This is a genomic window from Paenibacillus nuruki, assembly GCF_001721045.1.
In the GTDB taxonomy this organism is placed as follows: domain Bacteria; phylum Bacillota; class Bacilli; order Paenibacillales; family Paenibacillaceae; genus Saccharibacillus; species Saccharibacillus nuruki.
This window is the reverse complement of record NZ_MDER01000032.1, coordinates 34,432-54,262: the sequence shown is the minus strand read 5'-3', so window position 1 is coordinate 54,262 and position 19,831 is coordinate 34,432. Positions and strand designations below refer to the sequence as shown.

19 protein-coding genes and 1 riboswitch are annotated in these 19,831 nt (G+C 40.0%); of the genes, 9 read left to right on the top strand and 10 right to left on the bottom strand.

What is annotated here, in order from left to right; all coding sequences use genetic code 11:
* Positions 1–1,281: an extracellular solute-binding protein gene (locus PTI45_RS07410; RefSeq protein ID WP_245703449.1), complete on the bottom strand. Its 1,281-nt coding sequence runs from the start codon at positions 1,279–1,281 to the stop codon at positions 1–3.
* 327 nt (positions 1,282–1,608) lie between these two features.
* Between PTI45_RS07410 and PTI45_RS07405 the strand changes: the two genes are divergently transcribed.
* Complete coding sequence (locus tag PTI45_RS07405) at positions 1,609–3,015, top strand: family 43 glycosylhydrolase (RefSeq protein ID WP_069326925.1); 1,407 nt, start codon at positions 1,609–1,611, stop codon at positions 3,013–3,015.
* Positions 3,016–3,202: 187 nt separating this feature from the next.
* Here the strand turns inward: PTI45_RS07405 and PTI45_RS07400 are convergent, their stop codons facing one another.
* Positions 3,203–4,183: a DMT family transporter gene (locus tag PTI45_RS07400; protein WP_069326924.1), complete on the bottom strand. Its 981-nt coding sequence runs from the start codon at positions 4,181–4,183 to the stop codon at positions 3,203–3,205.
* Positions 4,184–4,319: 136 nt separating this feature from the next.
* Positions 4,320–4,478: riboswitch (FMN riboswitch) on the bottom strand.
* Between the two features lie 387 nt (positions 4,479–4,865).
* On the opposite strand from PTI45_RS07400, the gene PTI45_RS07395 reads away from it, so the two are divergent.
* On the top strand, positions 4,866–5,162 hold the full coding sequence (locus PTI45_RS07395) for a hypothetical protein (protein ID WP_217492691.1): 297 nt from the start codon (positions 4,866–4,868) through the stop codon (positions 5,160–5,162).
* A gap of 65 nt (positions 5,163–5,227) precedes the next feature.
* Here PTI45_RS07395 and PTI45_RS07390 read toward each other — a convergent pair whose 3' ends face one another.
* Together PTI45_RS07390 and PTI45_RS07385 are read right to left on the bottom strand one after the other, a co-directional pair.
* Complete coding sequence (locus PTI45_RS07390; RefSeq protein ID WP_069326923.1) at positions 5,228–6,100, bottom strand: hypothetical protein; 873 nt, start codon at positions 6,098–6,100, stop codon at positions 5,228–5,230.
* A gap of 159 nt (positions 6,101–6,259) precedes the next feature.
* Positions 6,260–7,135: a LysR family transcriptional regulator gene (locus PTI45_RS07385; protein WP_069326922.1), complete on the bottom strand. Its 876-nt coding sequence runs from the start codon at positions 7,133–7,135 to the stop codon at positions 6,260–6,262.
* Between the two features lie 215 nt (positions 7,136–7,350).
* Between PTI45_RS07385 and PTI45_RS07380 the strand changes: the two genes are divergently transcribed.
* Genes PTI45_RS07380 through PTI45_RS07365 form a run of 4 tightly spaced genes read left to right on the top strand, consistent with a single transcriptional unit; the run spans position 7,351 to position 12,433 of the window.
* Positions 7,351–8,334, top strand: coding sequence for an ABC transporter ATP-binding protein (locus PTI45_RS07380; RefSeq protein WP_069326921.1), 984 nt, complete (start codon positions 7,351–7,353; stop codon positions 8,332–8,334).
* A 45-nt stretch (positions 8,335–8,379) separates the two neighbouring features.
* The gene (locus PTI45_RS07375; RefSeq protein ID WP_069326920.1) at positions 8,380–9,414 is read left to right on the top strand and encodes an ABC transporter substrate-binding protein; all 1,035 of its coding nucleotides are present in this window, start codon (positions 8,380–8,382) and stop codon (positions 9,412–9,414) included.
* Between the two features lie 14 nt (positions 9,415–9,428).
* Complete coding sequence (locus tag PTI45_RS07370; protein ID WP_069327096.1) at positions 9,429–11,114, top strand: ABC transporter permease; 1,686 nt, start codon at positions 9,429–9,431, stop codon at positions 11,112–11,114.
* Positions 11,111–12,433 (top strand): MBL fold metallo-hydrolase, encoded by a 1,323-nt coding sequence (locus tag PTI45_RS07365; protein WP_069326919.1) that lies wholly within the window; start codon positions 11,111–11,113, stop codon positions 12,431–12,433. The genes PTI45_RS07370 and PTI45_RS07365 overlap by 4 nt, the downstream gene beginning before the upstream one ends.
* A gap of 201 nt (positions 12,434–12,634) precedes the next feature.
* Here the strand turns inward: PTI45_RS07365 and PTI45_RS07360 are convergent, their stop codons facing one another.
* Together PTI45_RS07360 and PTI45_RS07355 are read right to left on the bottom strand one after the other, a co-directional pair.
* Positions 12,635–12,883, bottom strand: a complete 249-nt coding sequence (locus tag PTI45_RS07360) for a type B 50S ribosomal protein L31 (protein ID WP_069326918.1) — start codon at positions 12,881–12,883, stop codon at positions 12,635–12,637.
* Between the two features lie 107 nt (positions 12,884–12,990).
* The gene (locus tag PTI45_RS07355) at positions 12,991–14,052 is read right to left on the bottom strand and encodes a globin-coupled sensor protein (protein ID WP_069326917.1); all 1,062 of its coding nucleotides are present in this window, start codon (positions 14,050–14,052) and stop codon (positions 12,991–12,993) included.
* A gap of 272 nt (positions 14,053–14,324) precedes the next feature.
* On the opposite strand from PTI45_RS07355, the gene PTI45_RS07350 reads away from it, so the two are divergent.
* Positions 14,325–15,038, top strand: coding sequence for a DUF2161 domain-containing phosphodiesterase (locus PTI45_RS07350; protein WP_069326916.1), 714 nt, complete (start codon positions 14,325–14,327; stop codon positions 15,036–15,038).
* Here the strand turns inward: PTI45_RS07350 and PTI45_RS07345 are convergent.
* Positions 15,029–16,258, bottom strand: a complete 1,230-nt coding sequence (locus PTI45_RS07345) for an aminotransferase-like domain-containing protein (protein ID WP_069326915.1) — start codon at positions 16,256–16,258, stop codon at positions 15,029–15,031. The genes PTI45_RS07350 and PTI45_RS07345 overlap by 10 nt on opposite strands.
* Positions 16,259–16,306: 48 nt before the next feature.
* Positions 16,307–17,026 carry a response regulator transcription factor gene (locus PTI45_RS07340; RefSeq protein WP_069326914.1) on the bottom strand — a complete coding sequence of 240 codons (720 nt, stop codon included), beginning with the start codon at positions 17,024–17,026 and terminating at the stop codon, positions 16,307–16,309.
* A gap of 249 nt (positions 17,027–17,275) precedes the next feature.
* Here PTI45_RS07340 and PTI45_RS07335 point away from each other — a divergent pair, with 249 nt between their 5' ends.
* Positions 17,276–17,683: a hypothetical protein gene (locus tag PTI45_RS07335; protein ID WP_069326913.1), complete on the top strand. Its 408-nt coding sequence runs from the start codon at positions 17,276–17,278 to the stop codon at positions 17,681–17,683.
* On the top strand, positions 17,680–18,747 hold the full coding sequence (locus PTI45_RS07330; protein WP_069326912.1) for a phosphodiester glycosidase family protein: 1,068 nt from the start codon (positions 17,680–17,682) through the stop codon (positions 18,745–18,747). Before PTI45_RS07335 ends, PTI45_RS07330 begins: the two co-directional genes overlap by 4 nt.
* Positions 18,748–18,903: 156 nt before the next feature.
* Here the strand turns inward: PTI45_RS07330 and PTI45_RS07325 are convergent, their stop codons facing one another.
* Together PTI45_RS07325 and trmL are read right to left on the bottom strand one after the other, a co-directional pair.
* The gene (locus PTI45_RS07325; RefSeq protein ID WP_069326911.1) at positions 18,904–19,158 is read right to left on the bottom strand and encodes an AbrB/MazE/SpoVT family DNA-binding domain-containing protein; all 255 of its coding nucleotides are present in this window, start codon (positions 19,156–19,158) and stop codon (positions 18,904–18,906) included.
* A gap of 195 nt (positions 19,159–19,353) precedes the next feature.
* The gene (trmL, locus tag PTI45_RS07320) at positions 19,354–19,818 is read right to left on the bottom strand and encodes a tRNA (uridine(34)/cytosine(34)/5-carboxymethylaminomethyluridine(34)-2'-O)-methyltransferase TrmL (protein ID WP_069326910.1); all 465 of its coding nucleotides are present in this window, start codon (positions 19,816–19,818) and stop codon (positions 19,354–19,356) included.
* Positions 19,819–19,831: the final 13 nt, after the last annotated feature.

Below are 19,831 nucleotides of genomic sequence, written 5' to 3'. Positions count from 1 at the left end.
TTACTCCTTCAAAATCTGGTTAATTAACGGCTCTAAATGATTTAACATTTGATCAACACTTTGCTTGCCGTACCAGATTTTCTCCAATTCATTAATCAGCGCATCACTCATCATAATTTGCTTCGGATGACTGGGGAAATATTCGACATGATTGGCTTCTGCAACATACTCTTTACGAAATGGAAGCGACAAATATGCAGGTGATAAAGCTTCGGCTTGAACAGCAGGTACATGCCCTGCTTCTCCCCATATGGCTCCATTCCGGGCTAACCAGTTGGCAAATTTAATCGCCGCAAGTACTTTTTGAGGATCTTGTTCATGATGGGTTGGAAAAGCAAGTGTATGCGCATCACCCCATGATCCAGCATGATCATAGATTTGTGGAAAAGGCATGACCCCAAAATCCAAATCAGGTACTTTTTCAAACGAACCGATAGACCATACGCCTAGAAAAAGTAAAGCTGCTTTCCCCTGTGCAAATTCATTAGAAGCATCATTGATATTCGGCGGAATCAATTGTTGATCATACAGTGAAGTGACTAATTCTAGCGATTTCTTAGCGGCAGGCATATTTACAGAAGCACGTGTGCCATCCGAAGTATATAATTGTCCTCCTCCATCGATCTGAGCATACAATGACCACCATAACCACAACGAATCAATACGTACATTGGGTACAGCTAGAGGAGCAACATCTTGTGGGATATGCTGTTGTAATTTCTGCAAAAAGTCTACAAATCCTTGTTCTCCGGGTTGCATCTGTACTTTACCATCTTGATATAAGCCTGCTTTGGCTAACCACTTTTTGTTGTAATACAATATGCTAAAATGAGTATCCAGTGGAATTGCATAATGTTGTTCATTGACCATCGTTCTTGCAAGAATTGATGGATTAAAGTCTGTAAAATGTACTTGCGCTTTTGCAGCGAATTTATCTATATTTTGTATAAATCCTGCGGGGATATACTGAGCGAACATAGATGCATGTACAATCGCTACATCTGGCGCTTCTTCGGTCACGATCGCTGTCGATAATTTGGTATAGTAATCATCTGATTTATTATTTTTCATCGTAACTACAATATGATCAGTATTCTCTCGATTGTACCGTTGTACCAATTCATTCATAAATGAAATATCGCCCCCACTAAAAGGAGTCCAAAATGATATTGAAATAGACTCGGGAGCAGATGAATCCGTAGAGGATATTGTACTCTGTCCATCACCCCATAACGATGATAATCCTCCACGATAAACTCCATAACTTATCAGTCCAATCATCAATATCATAAGGCTTAGCAACACACTATATAATCTAAGCTTTGTCATCGAAAATAAAGATTGTTTGATCCATTTCATCATCTAATTCAACCTCGCTTTGTAGATGTGCTTCATCCTTAAGTAAAACCAAACGTACGAATTATGCCTAATGTACCTGTTTGATCTCAAAGTGTAAACGGTTAAACTCTTCATTCAGACCCTCTCTTGAATATCTCCAATAGAATGTCTATCCATCCAAAATATCGTCCTGTTCCACAACTCTATTCTGCGTTACAGTTCCTATTGTAAGCGTTCTCTATTTTAAGAATATGCAAAGGGGTTGAATCAATGAACAGTCGTCGATTGATGATCAAAGGAGGATTTTTATTTTTGCTATTCACTTTGCTTATGAGTACCAGTATCAGTATGGCTTCAGCAGCATCTGTACAAAAACAGTTTTATAATGTCATTATGCAAGATGGTGCAGATCCGTGGATGTATAAGCATACCGATGGATTCTATTATTTCACAAAAACGACAGGGAACAATGTCACGATCTGGAAATCTTCAACATTAACCGGGATTGATGCTGCTGAAAAACGTGAAATTACCACAGGTGGACAAAATGTCTGGGCGCCTGAAATTCATTTTCTTAATGGAGCCTGGTATATTTACTATGCCAAAGACGATGGAGATAATGCTAATCATCGTATGTATGTGATGCAGAATACGAGCAGTAATCCCATGCAAGGCACTTGGGTAGATAAAGGTCAAATTACCGATACAACGAACCGCTGGGCGATCGATGGCACTCCACTATCAGTTAACGGACAATTGTACTTTATCTGGTCAGGTTGGGAAGGAACCGATAATGTTAGACAAAATCTTTATATTGCCCATATGAGTAATCCGTGGACGATTGATTCTGCACGTGTTGAAATTGCTCGTCCTACGTATGCATGGGAAACGAATCATCAACCTAACGTCAATGAAGGCCCTCAAGTGGTGATCAAAAACAACAACATTAATCTAATCTATTCTGCCAGTGGAAGTTGGACGAATGATTATGCGTTAGGCTTAATTACAGCACAGACGAACAGCAATTTATTAAGCCCTTCGGCTTGGAGCAAACGTGCTCAACCTGTATTCTCTTCTGCTAATGGAGTCTATGGCCCGGGTCATGCTTCATTTACCACTTCTCCTGATGGCAAAGAAGATTGGATTGTATATCATGCTGCCAAATTTAACAATTCAGGCTGGAACCGAGAAATTCGCACTCAGAAATTCAGCTGGAATACAGACAATACACCTCAATTTGGTCAACCACTGAATCCGAATGTACAGATAGCTATTCCATCAGGTGAACCAGAGCGCAACCGTTATGAAGGCGAGCAAGGCACTTTTGGCGGAGCAGCTTATGCTTCTTCAAGCCCTAATGGTTCAGGATCGTCCAAAGCAGGTCATATTGATACAACAGGCAGTTATGTACAATATTCTGTGAATGTTCCTACAACAGGAACCTATATGCTAGCTGCACGTACGGGTAATGGCACCGATGGACTGGATTGGTCTACTCTGCGCCTTTCTGTCGATAGCAATAATGCAACAGACTTTTTTATTACGAATAAAGGTTGGGAAAATTGGGGATTATCAACGCAACGTCTATCGTTGACAGCAGGTAATCATACGATTCGTTTTAGTAAAGGAAATGGTTATGGAGAGTTAGACTTCTTCGATCTAGTACGTATTCAATAAATATAGAATGCTTTCAGGCTTGAGATGACAAGCTACTGAATATTCGATATCTTATGACATCGCTGTCTTATACAAACTAAAAAAATCCTGTCTACTATAGCGGAATTTCGCTAGGTAGACAGGATTTTTGATATTAAAATTACTATATTATAGATAGATGAACATATTCTTTTTGATACAACAGAGCTTATGACGCAGAAGGTACTGCTGTTTTGGCATCAGATGGTTGTTGACGTCTGGAAATAAAGAATAATGCTACCCAGATTAACAAGAATCCGACCAATTGAGCCCATGTTAATAATTGTCCAAATACGATCCAGTTAATAATGACACCGACTAATGGAAAGCTCAATTCTGCTAATGTTGCTACCGAAGCTTTGGTAGTCGACAATCCTTTATAATACATCAATAGACTGAGCAAGCCCGGCAATAAGGCTTGACCTAGCAAATTTAATGATACCGCTGCGATACCACCAGAATCAGCAGATAGGCTCCAAGCTGCACCTTCATGCCACGTTAATACAAGCAATAATGGTAGTGCCATAATAAAGCGCAATGATGTGACGGTCTCATATTTCATCTGTCCCACCATTAAGCGTCCCATAACTGTAGATCCACCCCATAATGCAGCTGCACCTAGAGCAAATAAACTACCGACCTGTACAAATTCACTCATATGACCAATCGGAATCGCGAATCCGAAAGTTAAAATATACGTACCGACTAATGCTAAAGCAAATAACCAGCCAAATCCACGCGGTAATACTTCTTTCAAAATAATACGGGCTAATACGATGGCAAAGATGGGTTGTAATTTCTGTAATAATAAGACGGCATTGAGGTTACCATGAGCCAATCCCATCGTAAATAGAATCGTAGCAATTGCTGATCCACCCCATGATAAGAACAATAACGCTCCAATATGGCGCATTTTTAATCCTTTTAATTCAGCACGGTTCACCCATAATACCGGAGCCGCCGCTAGAAAAACAATCAAATGCTCCAACAATACCAACTGAGTTGAAGTCATTGTTTTCAGCAAAATAATTCGGAACAGTGGATCTACGCCCCATAAAGCGGCGCCTACAAAAACAAGCCAAAATCCACTTTTAATATGACGCTGTCTAGCTGATGATGCTGTTTTGATGTTATAACTTGCATTTTCCATGATTCAAACTCCCTACGTGATTAGAATTTGAATATGAGATCTCATACGGAAAGCCCCCGTTATCAACGTACAATAAACGGGGGCTTGATCAAATAAACCTGCAACTGTATTTTACAATACACTGGCATGCTTATCGGTTGATCTTCTCCCATCCGGACTTTACCGTCGGCTCTGGATTCTCACCAGATCAGTCATTCCTCTATAAAACGAAAAATGAGTCGCGGGCTACCATTTTTTCACTTGTAAAAAAATGTTCACCGCCGGTCGGGAATTGCACCCTACCCCGAAGATCTCTATTCGATTTTGGTTTGTTAGTATAATTTAGCTACTCTCATGTTTAACCATGAAAACAAGATTTGAAAACTTTCTTGCATCAAACATTCAATATATCTCATTATAAAGATACTTTTAGTAACTTGCAATAGTTTTGTACAAATAAATAGCTAACAATAGATTAAAACATTTAATCCCGATCAATTAACTATACTATACAACAAATATAATTTCTGTCTAGTCATGATCGAATGTTTCTATACATTTATAGATTTGTCGATAAAAATGGAAAATATAACTATTTTCTTTTGCATTACTCTATTGTCACATATCTGTAACAGTTGTATAATCATAGATGCTTTACATGTTTCCACAATATTCAGTACATAATTGAGAGGGGTAGAAAAATTTGGATTATAATTCGCAAAACAATGGTTACCCGCCTGCGCAACCGGATGCACCTGCTTCTATTATCAGTGTGAAAGAATGGATGCTTACACTTTTATTGTTAGCTATTCCAATTGTCAATCTAGTGATGTTATTTGTATGGGCTTTTGGTGGCGGTACTCATCCTACCAAAGCTAACTATGCTAAAGCAGGACTGTTATGGGCAGCAATCGTTATTGTTATTTACCTTGTTATCTTTCTTGTTTTCGGTGCAGCATTATTCGCAGGTATGGGCAATATGGAACGCAGCGGATACTAATAGAACAACCAAAAGAAGCACCTCGCAGGGTGCTTCTTTTTTTGTCTATTTTTAAATAGATGTTCTTAGTAACGATCTAATACCAATTGTGTTTTGAGTGAATCTTGTGGTACTAACCAACCTTCTTGATTCAAATAATTCATTAATTGTTGACGATCTGCTGCTGCTGTATTGTAATCATCGGTTTTGAACGAAATCTCTATCACTGGCTCTGTACCTGTTCCTGAAGCATTGCGAATTGGCCAAATTTCAACATCCACATCGATTCCGTTCCATGTTCCTTCATATTTACTAGCTACTACAGGTCCATAAGCACGAGACACTTTTAACTGCTTTTCACCCCAGCTTGATCCATCTTTCCACTTTTTCAATTTCCCTGGAAGATTATCTACAAGTAGAGACAATGCTTTGCTATCTGCTGGCAATGTGGCTCCTGATGTGGTTGCTTTAGACTTTTTATCATTAGAAAGACTTAACGTCTGCTTACCATAACCCCAATCGACTTCAGCTTCATAATTCGTATCTGATGCATCAAATCCTTGTTGATTCGCTAGAGTTAACGCCGCATCAATATTTCCGTTAGCAATGTTATAACGCTTTTTATACGTCATTTCAAAATTATCTTTATCTGCTTTTTTGCGAAAACGTACATTCCAACCTTCACTATCTAACTGCTTATCACTAGTATCGAAATACTCTACCGCAATTTTCTGCGCTGTTGCAGGTAGATCAAAAGCATCTTTCACTTCAGACTGAATCGTTAGGTCGCTGTTCAGAATATCATCATCCAGCATAAATTTAACCTCATACGTTGGTGTGAGATTGGCGGCTTTGGCATCGACAACAGATGTAGATTGTGGAATATACAATCCTGCGAACAACACACTGCTTAGCAATACCAATGGAGCTTTTTTACTGAGCTTCAATCCTAAATTCATTTGCAAATTCTCCCCTGTCTGTGGAATATCATTTGACTACTACTCCAATGTAACAGTGAAGAATGATAGCGGAATCAACAGATATAGATCATTTCGTAAAAGATATCTATAGTTTCTATATGCTATTCATCACTTTTTCGATGCTACTGATATCTGCACTTAACTAAAATATTTCACAAACTGATGAATAAGCCCTGAATAATGACGTTGACTGTTATACACATAATAAATGTAACGATGAAAAGGCGTATTCGGTAATGGTCGCATGTGGAGTAATCCTTGATGCACCTCTTCTTCGACAGCCATTTTGGATAAAAAAGAAACATACTCTCCCAGCATGACCGACTTCTTAATCGCTTCAGGTGAATCGAGCTCCATATATTGCTCGGATACCACACCTACACTACTCATCCAGCGATTGCTCAATTGACGTGTACTTGATTCGCTACCATGAAGAACAAATCGGCTTTGACGTAGCGTGTCCATATGCAACTCTTCATAGTCTGCCAGCTTGTGATCCGGCGCGAAAATAGCCACCATTTCATCTTCATCGACTAATCCTTTGACTAACGAAGGATGTTCGAATGGTTCAGTCAGCATAATACCTAGATCAATCTCATGATTAATCAACATTTCTCTGATCACAGGCGAAGGCTTTACAGCAATCGAAATACTCACTCCCGGATAAGCACGACTGAATGTATCTATAATAGAAGGTAATAAATAGGTCGCTGGTACATAACTTGCTCCTATTCGTAAATTTCCTCGTTCCAATGCTCCAAATTCTTGTACCACTCTTCTCGATTCTGCGGCTAATGCGTTGATCTTAACTGCATAATGAAGTAGCGCTTTACCCGGTTCTTTGAGCATTACTTTGCCACCTCTGGATTCGAACAACGCAACACCCATTTCTTTTTCCAAGCTTTTCATATGAAAAGTAACTGTCGGTTGCTTGAGCCCTAACTCATCTGCGACAGCGGTAATTTTGTGATGTCGGTCTAATAATTCTACTATTTGAAATTTGATCAAATTCATCGTATAACCCCCATCATTGCTTTTCTTCCACCGTACCATAGAAACATTCGATGATTGTCAAAAGGAACACACTATAAACTTAATGTTGCGTTTACATTCCCCACATACCCCGTGCAAATTGAGCAGATATACTACATATAGAAAGTAGTTCAGGGCAGTATTCGCACACAGTAATCATGCCGATGAACAAGCGTCAAAGATAGGTGGAATACAAAATGACAGCATTAACGATTCAAGGGATCAGCAAGTCTTTTGATGGTGTACAAGCATTACAAGCGACTGATCTAGTGATCGCTTCTGGCAAATTCACAACATTACTCGGACCTTCTGGTTGTGGCAAAACTACATTATTACGTATGATCGCTGGACTTGAAACGCCCGATCAAGGAGAGCTACGAATCGAGAATGATATTCTGTACTCTTCCAAGCAACGTAAAAATGTCCCTCCACACCGCCGTGGATTCGGCATGGTATTCCAAGAATTTGCCTTATGGCCTCATCTCACTGTTTTTGAAAATGTCGCTTTCAGTCTACGTGCTTCCGGTCAGAAAAAAGATATTCAAGCACGCGTCATGACTGCACTGGCACAAGTACGTCTGCAAGGAATGGAACAACGTTATCCACATCAACTATCAGGTGGACAACAACAACGGGTCGCTTTTGCAAGAGCGATTGTGATGCAACCACGTCTAATTCTATTTGATGAACCACTAAGTGCATTAGATGCCATTTTACGTGATGAAATGCGAACAGAGTTAATGAATTTGGTACAACAGTTAGGTGTAACAGCTCTCTATGTTACCCATGATCAGACTGAAGCCATGGCGATGTCTGATGAGATTATTGTGATGCAGTCTGGATCGATTTTACAACGTGGAACACCTGAACAAATTTATCGACAACCGACTCATTCATTTGTGGCTCGCTTTATTGGACATTCCAATTGGATTGATAATGGACATCAGATGGTTCGTCCCGAGCATATCCGCTGGCAGAGCAATCATTCGCCTGATGAACATATACATAATGGAATGATACGACAGGTCAGCTATATGGGTGATCGCTATGAAATTCTATTGGATATGGGTGAAGAACGACTCTGGACAGCTTATCAAGATGAACGAATGACTGTCGGTGAACAGGTCCATATTTATATTTCTGCACAACATGTTCATACGATCGATGCTGTCTCTGTGTAATCGGCTATTTAAATATGGATTTAACCACTCTAGGAGGAATAAATAATGAAATGGAATCAATTGTGGCAAAAAGGAAGTCTGCTTGCTTTAACAGCGATCTTGGGAACAACACTTGCAGGTTGTAGCACTTCGACAGGTGCATCAAGCGCGGGTTCCTCTACAGCAAAAGATGCAGGTACACTGGTTGTCTATAGCGCAGGACCTGAAGGATTAGCCAAAAAAATTCAAGCAGGTTTTGAAGCCAAAACAGGGATTAAAGTTGAAATGTTCCAGGGAACAACAGGTAAAATCCTTTCCCGTATGGAAGCTGAAAAAGCCAACCCTGTAGTCGATGTGGTTGTTCTCGCTTCTCTTCCATCTATGCAAGCATTAGCAAAAGAAGATATGACACTCGCTTATCCAGAAGCAGCTAATCACGATAAATTAGTCAAAGATTGGTCAGATACAGAAGGTAAATATGTGAGTTATAGCGCTTCTGCTCTTGGCATTGTCTACAATACCAAAGAAGTGACGACTCCACCTACATCATGGGCAGATCTTGCGAAGCCTGAATGGAAAGACAAAGTGAATATTCCTGATCCTTCGTTGTCTGGATCTGCGCTTGATTTTATTACAGGTTATTTAAGTGCTGAAGGTGATAAAGGTTGGTCATTATTTGAACAATACCAACAAAATGGAGTTGCTATTGCAGGTGCGAATCAAGAAGCACTTGATCCTGTCATTACTGGAGCCAAATCAGCTGTAGCTGCTGGTGTCGATTACATGGCATACAAAGCCAAAGCTGATGGTGAACCTGTCGATATCGTATATCCAAAAGAAGGTACAGTCATTAGCCCACGTCCTGCGGCGATTATCAAAACAAGTCAACATGCTGATCAAGCCAAGCAATTTATCGACTACCTATTGTCAGATGAAGCACAACAAATGGTAACCAGTGCTTATCTATTACCAGGAAGAACCGATATCACTGCTGACAATCGTGCCAACTTAAGTGAAATTCCAACATATCCTGTGAAATGGGATTGGATGGGCGAACACAGCGAAGAAACAACAACCAAATTTACGAACCTATATAAATAAGTGGTGATCCTATGATGAAAACAAATACTAATCGAACTCTATTCACTTATCAAAAAATCAGTACGGCTGCGGCATTTTTGCTGCTCGCCGTACTAATTGTATTTCCACTCCTGATGATTTTCCGAACAGCTATTGACCAGAATGGTGTAATTGATCTAATGGCTCCTTTGCGTCTGCTCGGTCAAAGTGATCTTACTTCGGTGATGTTCAGTACATTATGGCTGGGATGTTGTGTGATTGTCACGACGACAGTGCTGGCGCTACCTTTAGCGTGGATGATGGCGAAAACAGCGATTGGTAGACAACGTTGGTTAGATGTTGTTTTTCTGATCCCTTTTATGACACCCCCTTATATTGGTTCTATGGGTTGGATGTTATTTATGCAAAAGAACGGCTATATGGAGCAGATTCTTCCCGCTTCAGCCAAAATCACACCTGCTTTTTTCAGCTTTGGTGGCATGGTCATGATTATGAGCCTACATCTATTTCCTTTTCTTTATCTAATTCTGCGCAATACGTTAGAACAGATCGGCGGAAGTACAGAAGAAGCCGCTTCTGTTCACGGTGCTTCCTTTGGCTATCGTTTCCGTCGCATTATTTTACCGTTATTATTGTCTAGCTATGCGATGGGTGCTCTATTAATCTTTGTCAAAACGATTGCTGAATTTGGTACGCCGGCTACCTTTGGTCGCAAAATCGGATTTTATGTTATGACGTCTGAGATTCATAAATATATTTCCAGTTGGCCGATTGATTTTGGCAAAGCGACTTCACTTGCTTCTTTACTTTTAACAGCATGTCTATTGATGTGGTATATCCAAAGTATATTAAGTAGTCGTTACTCTTACCGCTTAACAGGAGGTAAAGGATCACGTAGTAAAAAGTATTCTCTGCGTGGTTGGAGTGGAATTGTCTGCTGGTTGTATATCAGTATATTACTGATTACCTCTATTGGTATTCCTTACTTTTCTGTGATTACTGCTTCATTATTGCGCTTGCGCGGAACAGGGCTAGCTGTCGGTAACTTTACGTTAGAGCATTATAAAGACTTATTAAGCTTTGGTTCTGAGAGTATGGAAGCACTCATCAATAGCTTTACCCTTTCCCTTATAGCTGCAACGATTGCTGTATTAATCGGTACATTTCTAGCACTCAAAGTTGGACAGGGCAAACGATGGTCACAAAAAGGAATCGACCTATTCAGTCTAATGCCGAATACCGTTCCCGGAATCGTGATTGTTGTAGGATTGATCTTATTCTGGAATTCACCGTGGATGCCTATTCCTCTTTACAATTCATATGGCATGGTGGTCTTAACGTATATTATTTTGTTCTTGCCGTATACGTTACAGTATGTCAAAGCGAACAATGGACAGATTGATCCTATTTTATTACAAGCCGGTGCAATCTCTGGCGGGCACCCTTTATATGTATTCCGTCGTATTTTACTGCCTCTACTGCTTCCCGGTATGATCGCAGGTTGGACAATGACGTTTACGATTGCTAATCGTGAATTGGTGGCTTCCCTGTTAATTTTGCCACCATCCATGCAGACTTCTGCAACGTATATTTTTGCTCAATTTGAACAAGGAGCTGTATCGATGGGAATGGCGATGGCTGTCGTTTCAGTAGGGATTACTACAATCTTACTGCTGATTTTACAAACGTTACCTGCTTATCGGAAGCAGCAAGTATCATGATGGAACTCACTATACTTGGCGGTGCAGGTGAACATGGTCGATCCAGTTATCTACTCCAACAGGGGGAGCAGAGTCTGTTACTTGATTATGGTGTCAAAAAAGAAGGCGATGGACAATATCCGATCACTCCTGATATGGATGAAATGGTCGCTAGTCTACAGACTGTCTTTTTATCGCATGCTCATGAGGATCATTGTATTGCATTACCTTTGTTATATAAGCATGGTTACACAGGCGATGTCTGGACAACTAGAGCTACGGTAGGTCAATTACCTGCTTATTTTGAAGCTTGGAAAAAGTATACCGATCATCGCTCAGCAACACGCCCTTACGATGATGAAGATCAACAGCGTATCCAATTTCGTTATTTGGAAGATATCGCCCCACCGGGGAGCTGGAGCCCTTTATTGCCTCATCTGAGTGTGTGCTGGGGTCGAGCAGGACATTTACCCGGTTCGATCTGGTTAGCGTTATGCTGGCATGATAAATATATTTTCTTTTCTGGAGATTATACATCAGAATCCCAGTTGTTAGCCGCCGACCGTCCACTGCACCAGACACGATTAATCTCAAAAACGCAAACGATTCCGGGTATTCTCCCTGATCTGGATATGGCAATTATTGATGCTGCGTATGGTGTTGACCCTGATCATCAAGATAATAAGTTAACCCAGTTGAAGCGACATATCGATGAGACTCTTCGGCAGCAGGGATCGGTGATGCTTCCTGTACCGGTCTATGGTCGGGGACAAGAACTCATGTTATGGGCAAGTGAAGAATATCCGAACACGCCTCTGCTTGTCGAAGCAGGGCTACTTAATAACTTGCGTTCATTTACAGCCGATACGTACTGGCTTCATTCACAAGCATGTGCACGGATTGAACGTTTGCTTCAGCACCCATTGCTGTATGTCATGGATGATGAACTATCTCGCACCACTTTGCCTGCACAATATCAGCAATTTATTTTATTTACCGATGATGGTATGATGCAATCGGTCAAAGCACAACAACATTATGAACGTATAGCAAACAATGAACATAATGCGGTGATTTTTACAGGGCATCTGGCGCATGGTTGCTTCGGACGTAGACTGTTGCTCGATACAGAACGTGAAGGTTGTAAAGTCTATTATGTCCGTTACAAAGTCCATCAAGGGCTTCCTGATGTACGGCGAATGTTACTGGATCTCAAAAGTCCACCTGCACTACTTGTTCATGCGACCAAATCACGTACCGATGGACTGGCGCTACGATTAGAACAAGAAGGGTTCCATCGTATTCATTCATTGCTTCCAGAAGACAAAATACAATTTTGAGTCCCTATAATTTTGAGTCACAACGATGATCATGGGAATGACGATACATGAACATGATCATCCCATATCATTCTTTACCTTTTATATAAAAAGGCAACAAAAAAAGCGTACCATATTCATATCCTAGGATACGAACAGGTACGCTTTTTATGACGGTTCAAAACAGTCGAAAACGTTTTGAAATGGTGTTCAACGTACGTCTTAGTTTTTCAAGCCGTATTTTTTGTTGAACTTGTCTACGCGGCCACCGATGTCTGCGTTTCTTTGTTTACCAGTGTAAAACGGGTGAGAAGCAGAACTAGTATCAACGCGAATCACTTGATAAGTGTTGCCATCTTCCCATTCCATAGTTTCGCCGGAAGTTTTAGTTGTTCCACTCAGGAACTTATATCCGCAACTTGGATCAAGAAAAATAGCTTGTTGGAATTTAGGATGTCCTTCTTTTTTCATGAGTATCACCTTCGTTCATAAAATTAATCGCACTTTTCTTATTATACACCGTTATATCCAAATGTCAAAGAACTTATGTTTTTAATTGCAATTAATTTTGAAATTTTTTAGGAAAGCTTGGGATTCATCTCTGTTCCTACAGTAACTGCCGAATCTGCTGACTCTGTATGTTGCAATTGTTCTAATTCAGAAGCTACTTGTTGAATCATATCTGCAAAAGCCGCTAGTTCTTGTGAACGTCCTGCTTGATGACGTGACCACTCTACATTTTTGCCAAATTCAGATTGTACTTGATCCAGCTTACTCATAATCACTTTTAGCGTCAGACTAATATCTTGTAACGCATTTTGTGATGATCCGGCTAGCTTGCGTACTTCTTGCGCTACAATACTGAATCCTCTACCATATTCACCAGCATGAGCCGCTTCTATTGAAGCATTAAGACCTAACAGATGCGTCTGTTCCGATATTTCACGCATCACTGTTCCTACTTTACTAATCTCTTTGACTTCATGCCCTAGCTCGTCCATCTGTTGCAATGAACTTTCTTGTGAATGTGCCATTTGATCTGCTGATTCTGAGATCACACGTGCATTATCATTTAATTTGACAATCATCTCACTGATCCGATTAACAGCTTCTGTGACAGCCGTCAGCATATGTTCTTTTTGATTGACCATATTTTGAATACGGTGTTGCTCTCGTTCACCATATGCTTCTAGCACCAATTGGGAATCCAGATTAAACATCTTAGTCAACGCATGCAGTACTTTGATCCATTGATCAGGAATTTCACGTTCTAATACAACCGTTGCAATATCGGTATACGTCATATACGTACCTAGATAATAATCCGAATTTAGTCCGATTCGTGAGTGAATACGACCAATCTTAAGTCTTTGCTCGATAAATTCTTCATCTACCGTGCCTGCCGCTAGTGAAATCCAGTAATCTCGTTGTGTCTGCTTCAGTCGATCAATCGTAGAACCTGCTTGCTTAATAATCTCATGCAAGGCTGGATATTGCTCAATATGATTATAAAAGTGATCAACAACCTCATCAACGACTTTGACAAATAAATCATAATGATGATGCAGTAATTGCAAATCAGCTTCTGTTAAGCCAATATATTGAAGTTGTTGTTGACGCTGCTTGGATACTTGGATCATGTGTAATACCTCCTTTTTGATTGATTATCAATCTCTATGATTTTATTCGTATCTTACCTTTTATTGTAAAATATAGCTAATACCTAACATAAAATTTCATTCAAAATAGAGTACGCAATCACTAACTATTTTTATAACCTATTTCATTCTTTTGTATTGTTTTTGTAGCGCTTCTATCTTGTGATCATCCTATGCTATACTGTCGAACATAAGACTCAACATCGTGCTATTTTATGGATAAAAGATGTACGTATTTAAAAGGAGAGAACATCGTGGCTGTACAACGAGAAACCGAACTTTATCTTCCAATCAAACAGTTCTTTACAGCTCAAGGATATGATATCAAAAGCGAAGTAAGGCATTGCGATCTGGTAGGTATACGAGAACAAGATCAAGAACCCCTGATTATCGAGATCAAAAAAACATTCAATATCGCTTTACTTCTACAAGGGATCGAACGACTTAAGCTCAGCTCCAATGTCTATCTGGCTGTTGAAAAAAATCGTGCCAAAAAAGGAGCACACAATCAGCGCTGGAGTGAAATCGCTGAATTGTGTCACCGATTGGGCTTAGGATTAATTGTCGTGACTTTGTACAAAACAAAAGCTCCCTTTGTCGAGATATTATGTAGTCCAGCGATATCTTCTAAGCCTGTTCGACCTGCTCGCCGTGGAAGTCGCAAACAAAGGTTGTTACAAGAAATTGCTGAACGAAGCGGAGATTACAATCTAGGTGGAAGTACAGGCACACCTCTGATAACCGCTTATCGTGAAAAAGCGCTGCGAATCGCTTCTGCTTTTGGTACCGACCTTTATCTATCACCACGGATATTGCGTGAGCGAAGCGGTGTCGGTACTACAGCAACGATAATGCAGCGCAATCATTATGGATGGTTTGAGCGGGTTGCTCGTGGTAGTTATCAATTAACTCTAGCCGGTAAGCTTGCTTTGGAACAATATGCGCATGTTGTCGAGAATCAGAAGTGACTTTGAGTTCTCATTTCAGCAATGCATTCAGAGATCAGATTCATGCCAAGTAATAACTCATCTCGTCCGGGATGGGTAAAGTTAAGACGAATCGCACTTTTACCTTCATCACTAGCATAACAACGGGCACCTGGTAAAAATGAAACGCCTTTGGTCATCGCTCTTGTTAACAGTTCTTCGCCATCTAACTGATCTGGCAATGCTGCCCACAAAAACATTCCGCCTGAAGGCACATCTACTTGGGTTCCATGCCAGTTAGGACGTTTGAGCAATTCAAGCATTAATTTGAGTCGAATCTCATACTCACGATTCAACATCGTAATATGATTATCCCAATTGAAGCGTGGCGATTGTAACAGACGTAACAAAATCGCCTGATTCATTGAGCTGGATTGCCAATCGGCGGTTTGCTTGGCAGCTGACATCACTTCGATCAATCGCGGATCTCCTGCTGCCCAACCTACCCGTAAAGCAGGTGCGATCGTTTTACTAAATGATCCGATATAAAGAACATGATTGCCTCCTTGCTCCCGATCCAATTGAAACAAGCTTGGATAACGACGGCGGAAAGAACGAACCGATTCCAATCCATAACGTAAGTCTCCGTATGAATCGTCTTCTGCGATCAACAATGTATATCGCTTACAAAGCTCTAGGATGGCTCGTCTACGCTCTAAGCTCCATACTCTTCCCGTAGGATTAGCGAAGCTTGGTGAAGCGCACAATAGCTTAGGACCATGTTCTACAATCAATCGTTCTAGATCTTCTGGAATCATACCTTCTTCATCACAATCCACATGAATCACATTTGCCCCTTGTAGACGAAGCACTTGCAGACAACCTGGTGAAGCCGGAGATTCAACCAATACTGTATCTTCCCGATCCACATAAATACGCACTAACAAATCTATCGTCTGCTGACTACCTGATGTTAACAAAATATCTTCAGGATCTACATTTAATTTCTGATCGATTTGCCAGCGGGTATTGAGCCAATTACGCAAAGCTAATGAACCAGCTGCTTCTCCATACTGAAGAACAAGCGGACCTGCTGAAAAAACAGCCCCTGCCGCCTCTCCTAATTGTGCCAATGGAAAAAGTTCTTCTGCTGGTAATTCTTCAGCGAGCGAAATCCATGATTCTCGGCGCTGTCTATTATCAATCGACCTGACTGAAAATGAAGGCATATTACTCACACTTGCTGCAAAAGAAAATTCCACCGCTCCAGCCTCCTGTACGATGCTTTTTCAAGATCATACACCTGAACTTTAATCGAGAGCAACCTCTTTTACTGGAACGATACTTTCAGGCGGTGTGATCATGTTGTTCATCGTTGCTGTATTGAACGAAGCAGTATGCGAATATAACGTGTATTTTTCAATCGCTTGAGCGCGGCTGTTCACACCAAGTTTGTTATATATTTTGCGTAAATAGTTATCAACAGAACGTCGGCTCACACGGATCATATAAGCGATCTTATCGTATGTAAACCCTTGTGTAATTTGGATCATAATCGTGTGTTCGATTTTGGAAAGATCAAAATAACCATCGGTAGGAATTTCAGCAGGAATAGGAACTACTCCTTGATGAAGCCATGACAGAGGAATAACGGTTGATCCTTGACGTAGACTACTGATTAAATGCAACAATTGTGCAGGCGAAGATTCTTTAGATAACATGCCACTAGCACCCATACTCATTAATCCTGCAAATAAGGATAAATTATTATCGCTGGTCAACACGATCACATGGCTATCTCGACTCGCTTGTTTTACTTGGCGCAAATATAATTGAACCGATCCTTCAGGTAATGCATCATCTAGTAAAACAAGGTTAGGTTGAACACTAGCTACCAAATCGACGCCATCTTTTACAGAACTTGCAGTTCCGATAACACTCAAATGGGCTGTCTCTTCTAGTATCATTTTTGTTCCAAGCATCAGCGCCGGATGATTATCAATGATGATAACCTTCCAAATGTCCTCCATTTTGATACTTCCCCCTTTATAAAACATTATTAGTTACTGATTATTAACTTATATCTTGATATCGGCATCTTTCGTTAGATTTTTAACGTTTTTTGGATATTTGTGGATGTTGTCTCATGCGAGAATTGGATAATAGAAGAATTAGATACGTAAAATTTAAAATTAGTTTTAGGAAGATAGACTAGCTATATTGGACATGTTAAAATGGATTTTGGTCAAAAATAAAAAGCTTTATAGAGGTGAATAAATATGCATTCTAAAGCAGAGTCTTCTTCCCGTACAACGATGCGACATCAGAACAACAAAGGGTCCTCTGCCAAATGGTTTCTGGTATTTTGGATATTGATTATAGCGCTGGGTGCAACGATCGCCTACTTATATAGCAATCATATGAAGCAACAGATGATCACATCGATCAAAGCTGATACAGAGCGACAGATTTCATTATTGCAAAGTGATTATGAAAGTCGATTAAATGAAATGTCTAAAGAAATGACCGCTTTGCAAAGTAAAGTGGATTCGTTTAACGAACTGCTTACTTTTACAAAAGATAATGCGAGCAGCAAAACCGATAACAGCAACAAATTGTACACTCAATTGAATGAAGTCCAAAAGCAACTCAATACTTTACAAAAGAAAATGGATTTATTGAAATGAGTATACGTGCCAAAAAAATCAATCGGTTATTGATGTTAGCGACAGCGCCTTTTGCCGGGTTATTAGTTATTATGTTGCTTCAATCCAATCAGGTAGCTGTTCCTTTGGATATCGAAAAGTATGCACCGGTCAATCATCTTAGCGATCAATCTCAACAAATTCTAACTCACCTGAAACAAGCTGAAAAAGTAGCTGTCCAGACTTCATCGTCTATTGAACGCACCACCAAGCTATACAATCAGACCACATCAACGATGTCTCATATTGTGCAGACTGCTTCTTCACAAGCCAGTAAGCCTGAACAAATTTACAATAAGCGGATCACTTCCAAATTAGGTGCAGCTTCTGAGAAAGTGAACAGTCAGCGCATCAATATTGAGCTGTATCGTCTAAATCCGGGCACATACAAAGCCTATGCTATGAAAATTAAGCTGAAAGAGCCTTCTGCGATGAATATGACCCTCGGTAAAGATTCATGGGGTGGCGCAGAAACGACCTTAACAGCAGTTCAGCGTTCAGGAGCTATTGCCGGTATTAATGCTGGCGGTTTTGCAGACGGTGGTGGCAAACGTTATCCTTTAAGTACAACAGTACTGAATGGCAAATATATCAATGGCTTTCAATCGACATTCAAAGACTTATTTTTTGTCGGTATGAATAAGACAGGGCAACTGATTGGCGGTAAATTTACAAGCAAAGCGAATCTGGATGCTTTAGATCCTTCGTTTGGTGCTTCTTTTGTTCCGGTATTGATTCAAAATGGCAAAAAGGTACCGATTCCTGCCAAATGGAAAGCTTCGCCTTTACGTGCACCCCGCACAGTTATTGGTAAATATAAAGACGATCAGATCATTGTAATCGTTGCAGATGGTTATAATGAAAATGGAAGTTCAGGCGCTACACTGGTTGAACTGCAAAATAAATTATACAAAATGGGTGTTGTGGATGCGTATAATCTGGATGGTGGCGGATCGACTTCACTGATTTTGAATGGACGGGTGATCAATCATCCTTCAGATGGGAATCTGCGTCCTGTACCTACACACTTTTTATTCTTCAAATAATGTGCTAACAAGTTAGTTCATCCACAAATACTATAAAGAACGACAAAAAAGAACCTTCCGGCACTATACAGTGCCGGAAGGTTCTTTTTGATTGCCCATTTTATAAAGAGACTACAAACAAGTTTCTTTTATCTAAAATGTCTTTTATTAATTAAATTAAGCATTTTTAGGAATTAAATTCATTTCTTCCATACATTGAGCACATACATAACGTTCTTTGAATTCGCCTACTTCTTCCATAGATCCACAGAAAACACATTTCGGGCGATATCTTTCCAAAATAATATGGTCGCCCTGTACCAAAATCTCTACAGGATCTCCTTCATTCATTTGGTATCTTTTACGCAACGACTTCGGTAATACAATTCTTCCAAGTTGATCGACTTTACGTACAACGCCTGCTGGTTTCATACTAATATACACCTCGCTAATATTTATACTTTGTGGATTAAAGTAGTGAAGACAATAAGTGATTATAAAATTTGGAATATCAGCTATATATTCACTATACTTTATTACTTTCATTTATTTCTCCACTTACTTCTTTAATCCTGCTAACTTTTATTAATTCTTACCAAAATTTTGATACAGAGTTATGAAATGCTATTAATCCAAATGCAAAAAGTTAAGCTGACGTAGCGCTTCATATACAACGATGGCTGCTGAATTCGAAAGATTCAACGAACGTACATCGTCTGACATCGGCAGACGCATAGCTGTATCTGCATTAGCTGCAATTAATTCAGGTGGTAATCCCTTTGTTTCTTTACCAAATACAAAAAAGTCACCGTCTTGAAATTGAAAATCAGTGTATCTATTTTTCACTTTAGTTGTTGCATAGAAGAAACGGTGATCCGAGTAGGTCTTTTGAACCTCTTCGAAAGAATCATGATATTCAACATTGACTGCATGCCAGTAATCGAGACCTGCTCTTTTCAGTGTAGAATCGTCCGTTTTGAAGCCTAAAGGACGTACAAGATGCAGATGCGTTCCTGTAGCTGCGCATGTTCTAGCAATATTGCCGGTGTTTGCCGGGATTTCAGGTTCAACGAGTACAATGTGTAGTGCCATAGGTTTATTTCCA

Coding starts and splice junctions, on each gene's coding strand:
- PTI45_RS07325 (WP_069326911.1), bottom strand. CDS start 19,158: ATGAAACCAGCAGGCGTTGTACGTAAAGTCGATCAACTTGGAAGAATT.
- PTI45_RS07405 (WP_069326925.1), top strand. CDS start 1,609: ATGAACAGTCGTCGATTGATGATCAAAGGAGGATTTTTATTTTTGCTA.
- PTI45_RS07335 (WP_069326913.1), top strand. CDS start 17,276: ATGCATTCTAAAGCAGAGTCTTCTTCCCGTACAACGATGCGACATCAG.
- trmL (WP_069326910.1), bottom strand. CDS start 19,818: ATGGCACTACACATTGTACTCGTTGAACCTGAAATCCCGGCAAACACC.
- PTI45_RS07355 (WP_069326917.1), bottom strand. CDS start 14,052: ATGATCCAAGTATCCAAGCAGCGTCAACAACAACTTCAATATATTGGC.
- PTI45_RS07400 (WP_069326924.1), bottom strand. CDS start 4,183: ATGGAAAATGCAAGTTATAACATCAAAACAGCATCATCAGCTAGACAG.
- PTI45_RS07375 (WP_069326920.1), top strand. CDS start 8,380: ATGAAATGGAATCAATTGTGGCAAAAAGGAAGTCTGCTTGCTTTAACA.
- PTI45_RS07385 (WP_069326922.1), bottom strand. CDS start 7,135: ATGAATTTGATCAAATTTCAAATAGTAGAATTATTAGACCGACATCAC.
- PTI45_RS07410 (WP_245703449.1), bottom strand. CDS start 1,281: ATGATTGGACTGATAAGTTATGGAGTTTATCGTGGAGGATTATCATCG.
- PTI45_RS07330 (WP_069326912.1), top strand. CDS start 17,680: ATGAGTATACGTGCCAAAAAAATCAATCGGTTATTGATGTTAGCGACA.
- PTI45_RS07365 (WP_069326919.1), top strand. CDS start 11,111: ATGATGGAACTCACTATACTTGGCGGTGCAGGTGAACATGGTCGATCC.
- PTI45_RS07370 (WP_069327096.1), top strand. CDS start 9,429: ATGAAAACAAATACTAATCGAACTCTATTCACTTATCAAAAAATCAGT.
- PTI45_RS07340 (WP_069326914.1), bottom strand. CDS start 17,026: ATGGAGGACATTTGGAAGGTTATCATCATTGATAATCATCCGGCGCTG.
- PTI45_RS07380 (WP_069326921.1), top strand. CDS start 7,351: ATGACAGCATTAACGATTCAAGGGATCAGCAAGTCTTTTGATGGTGTA.
- PTI45_RS07390 (WP_069326923.1), bottom strand. CDS start 6,100: ATGAATTTAGGATTGAAGCTCAGTAAAAAAGCTCCATTGGTATTGCTA.
- PTI45_RS07360 (WP_069326918.1), bottom strand. CDS start 12,883: ATGAAAAAAGAAGGACATCCTAAATTCCAACAAGCTATTTTTCTTGAT.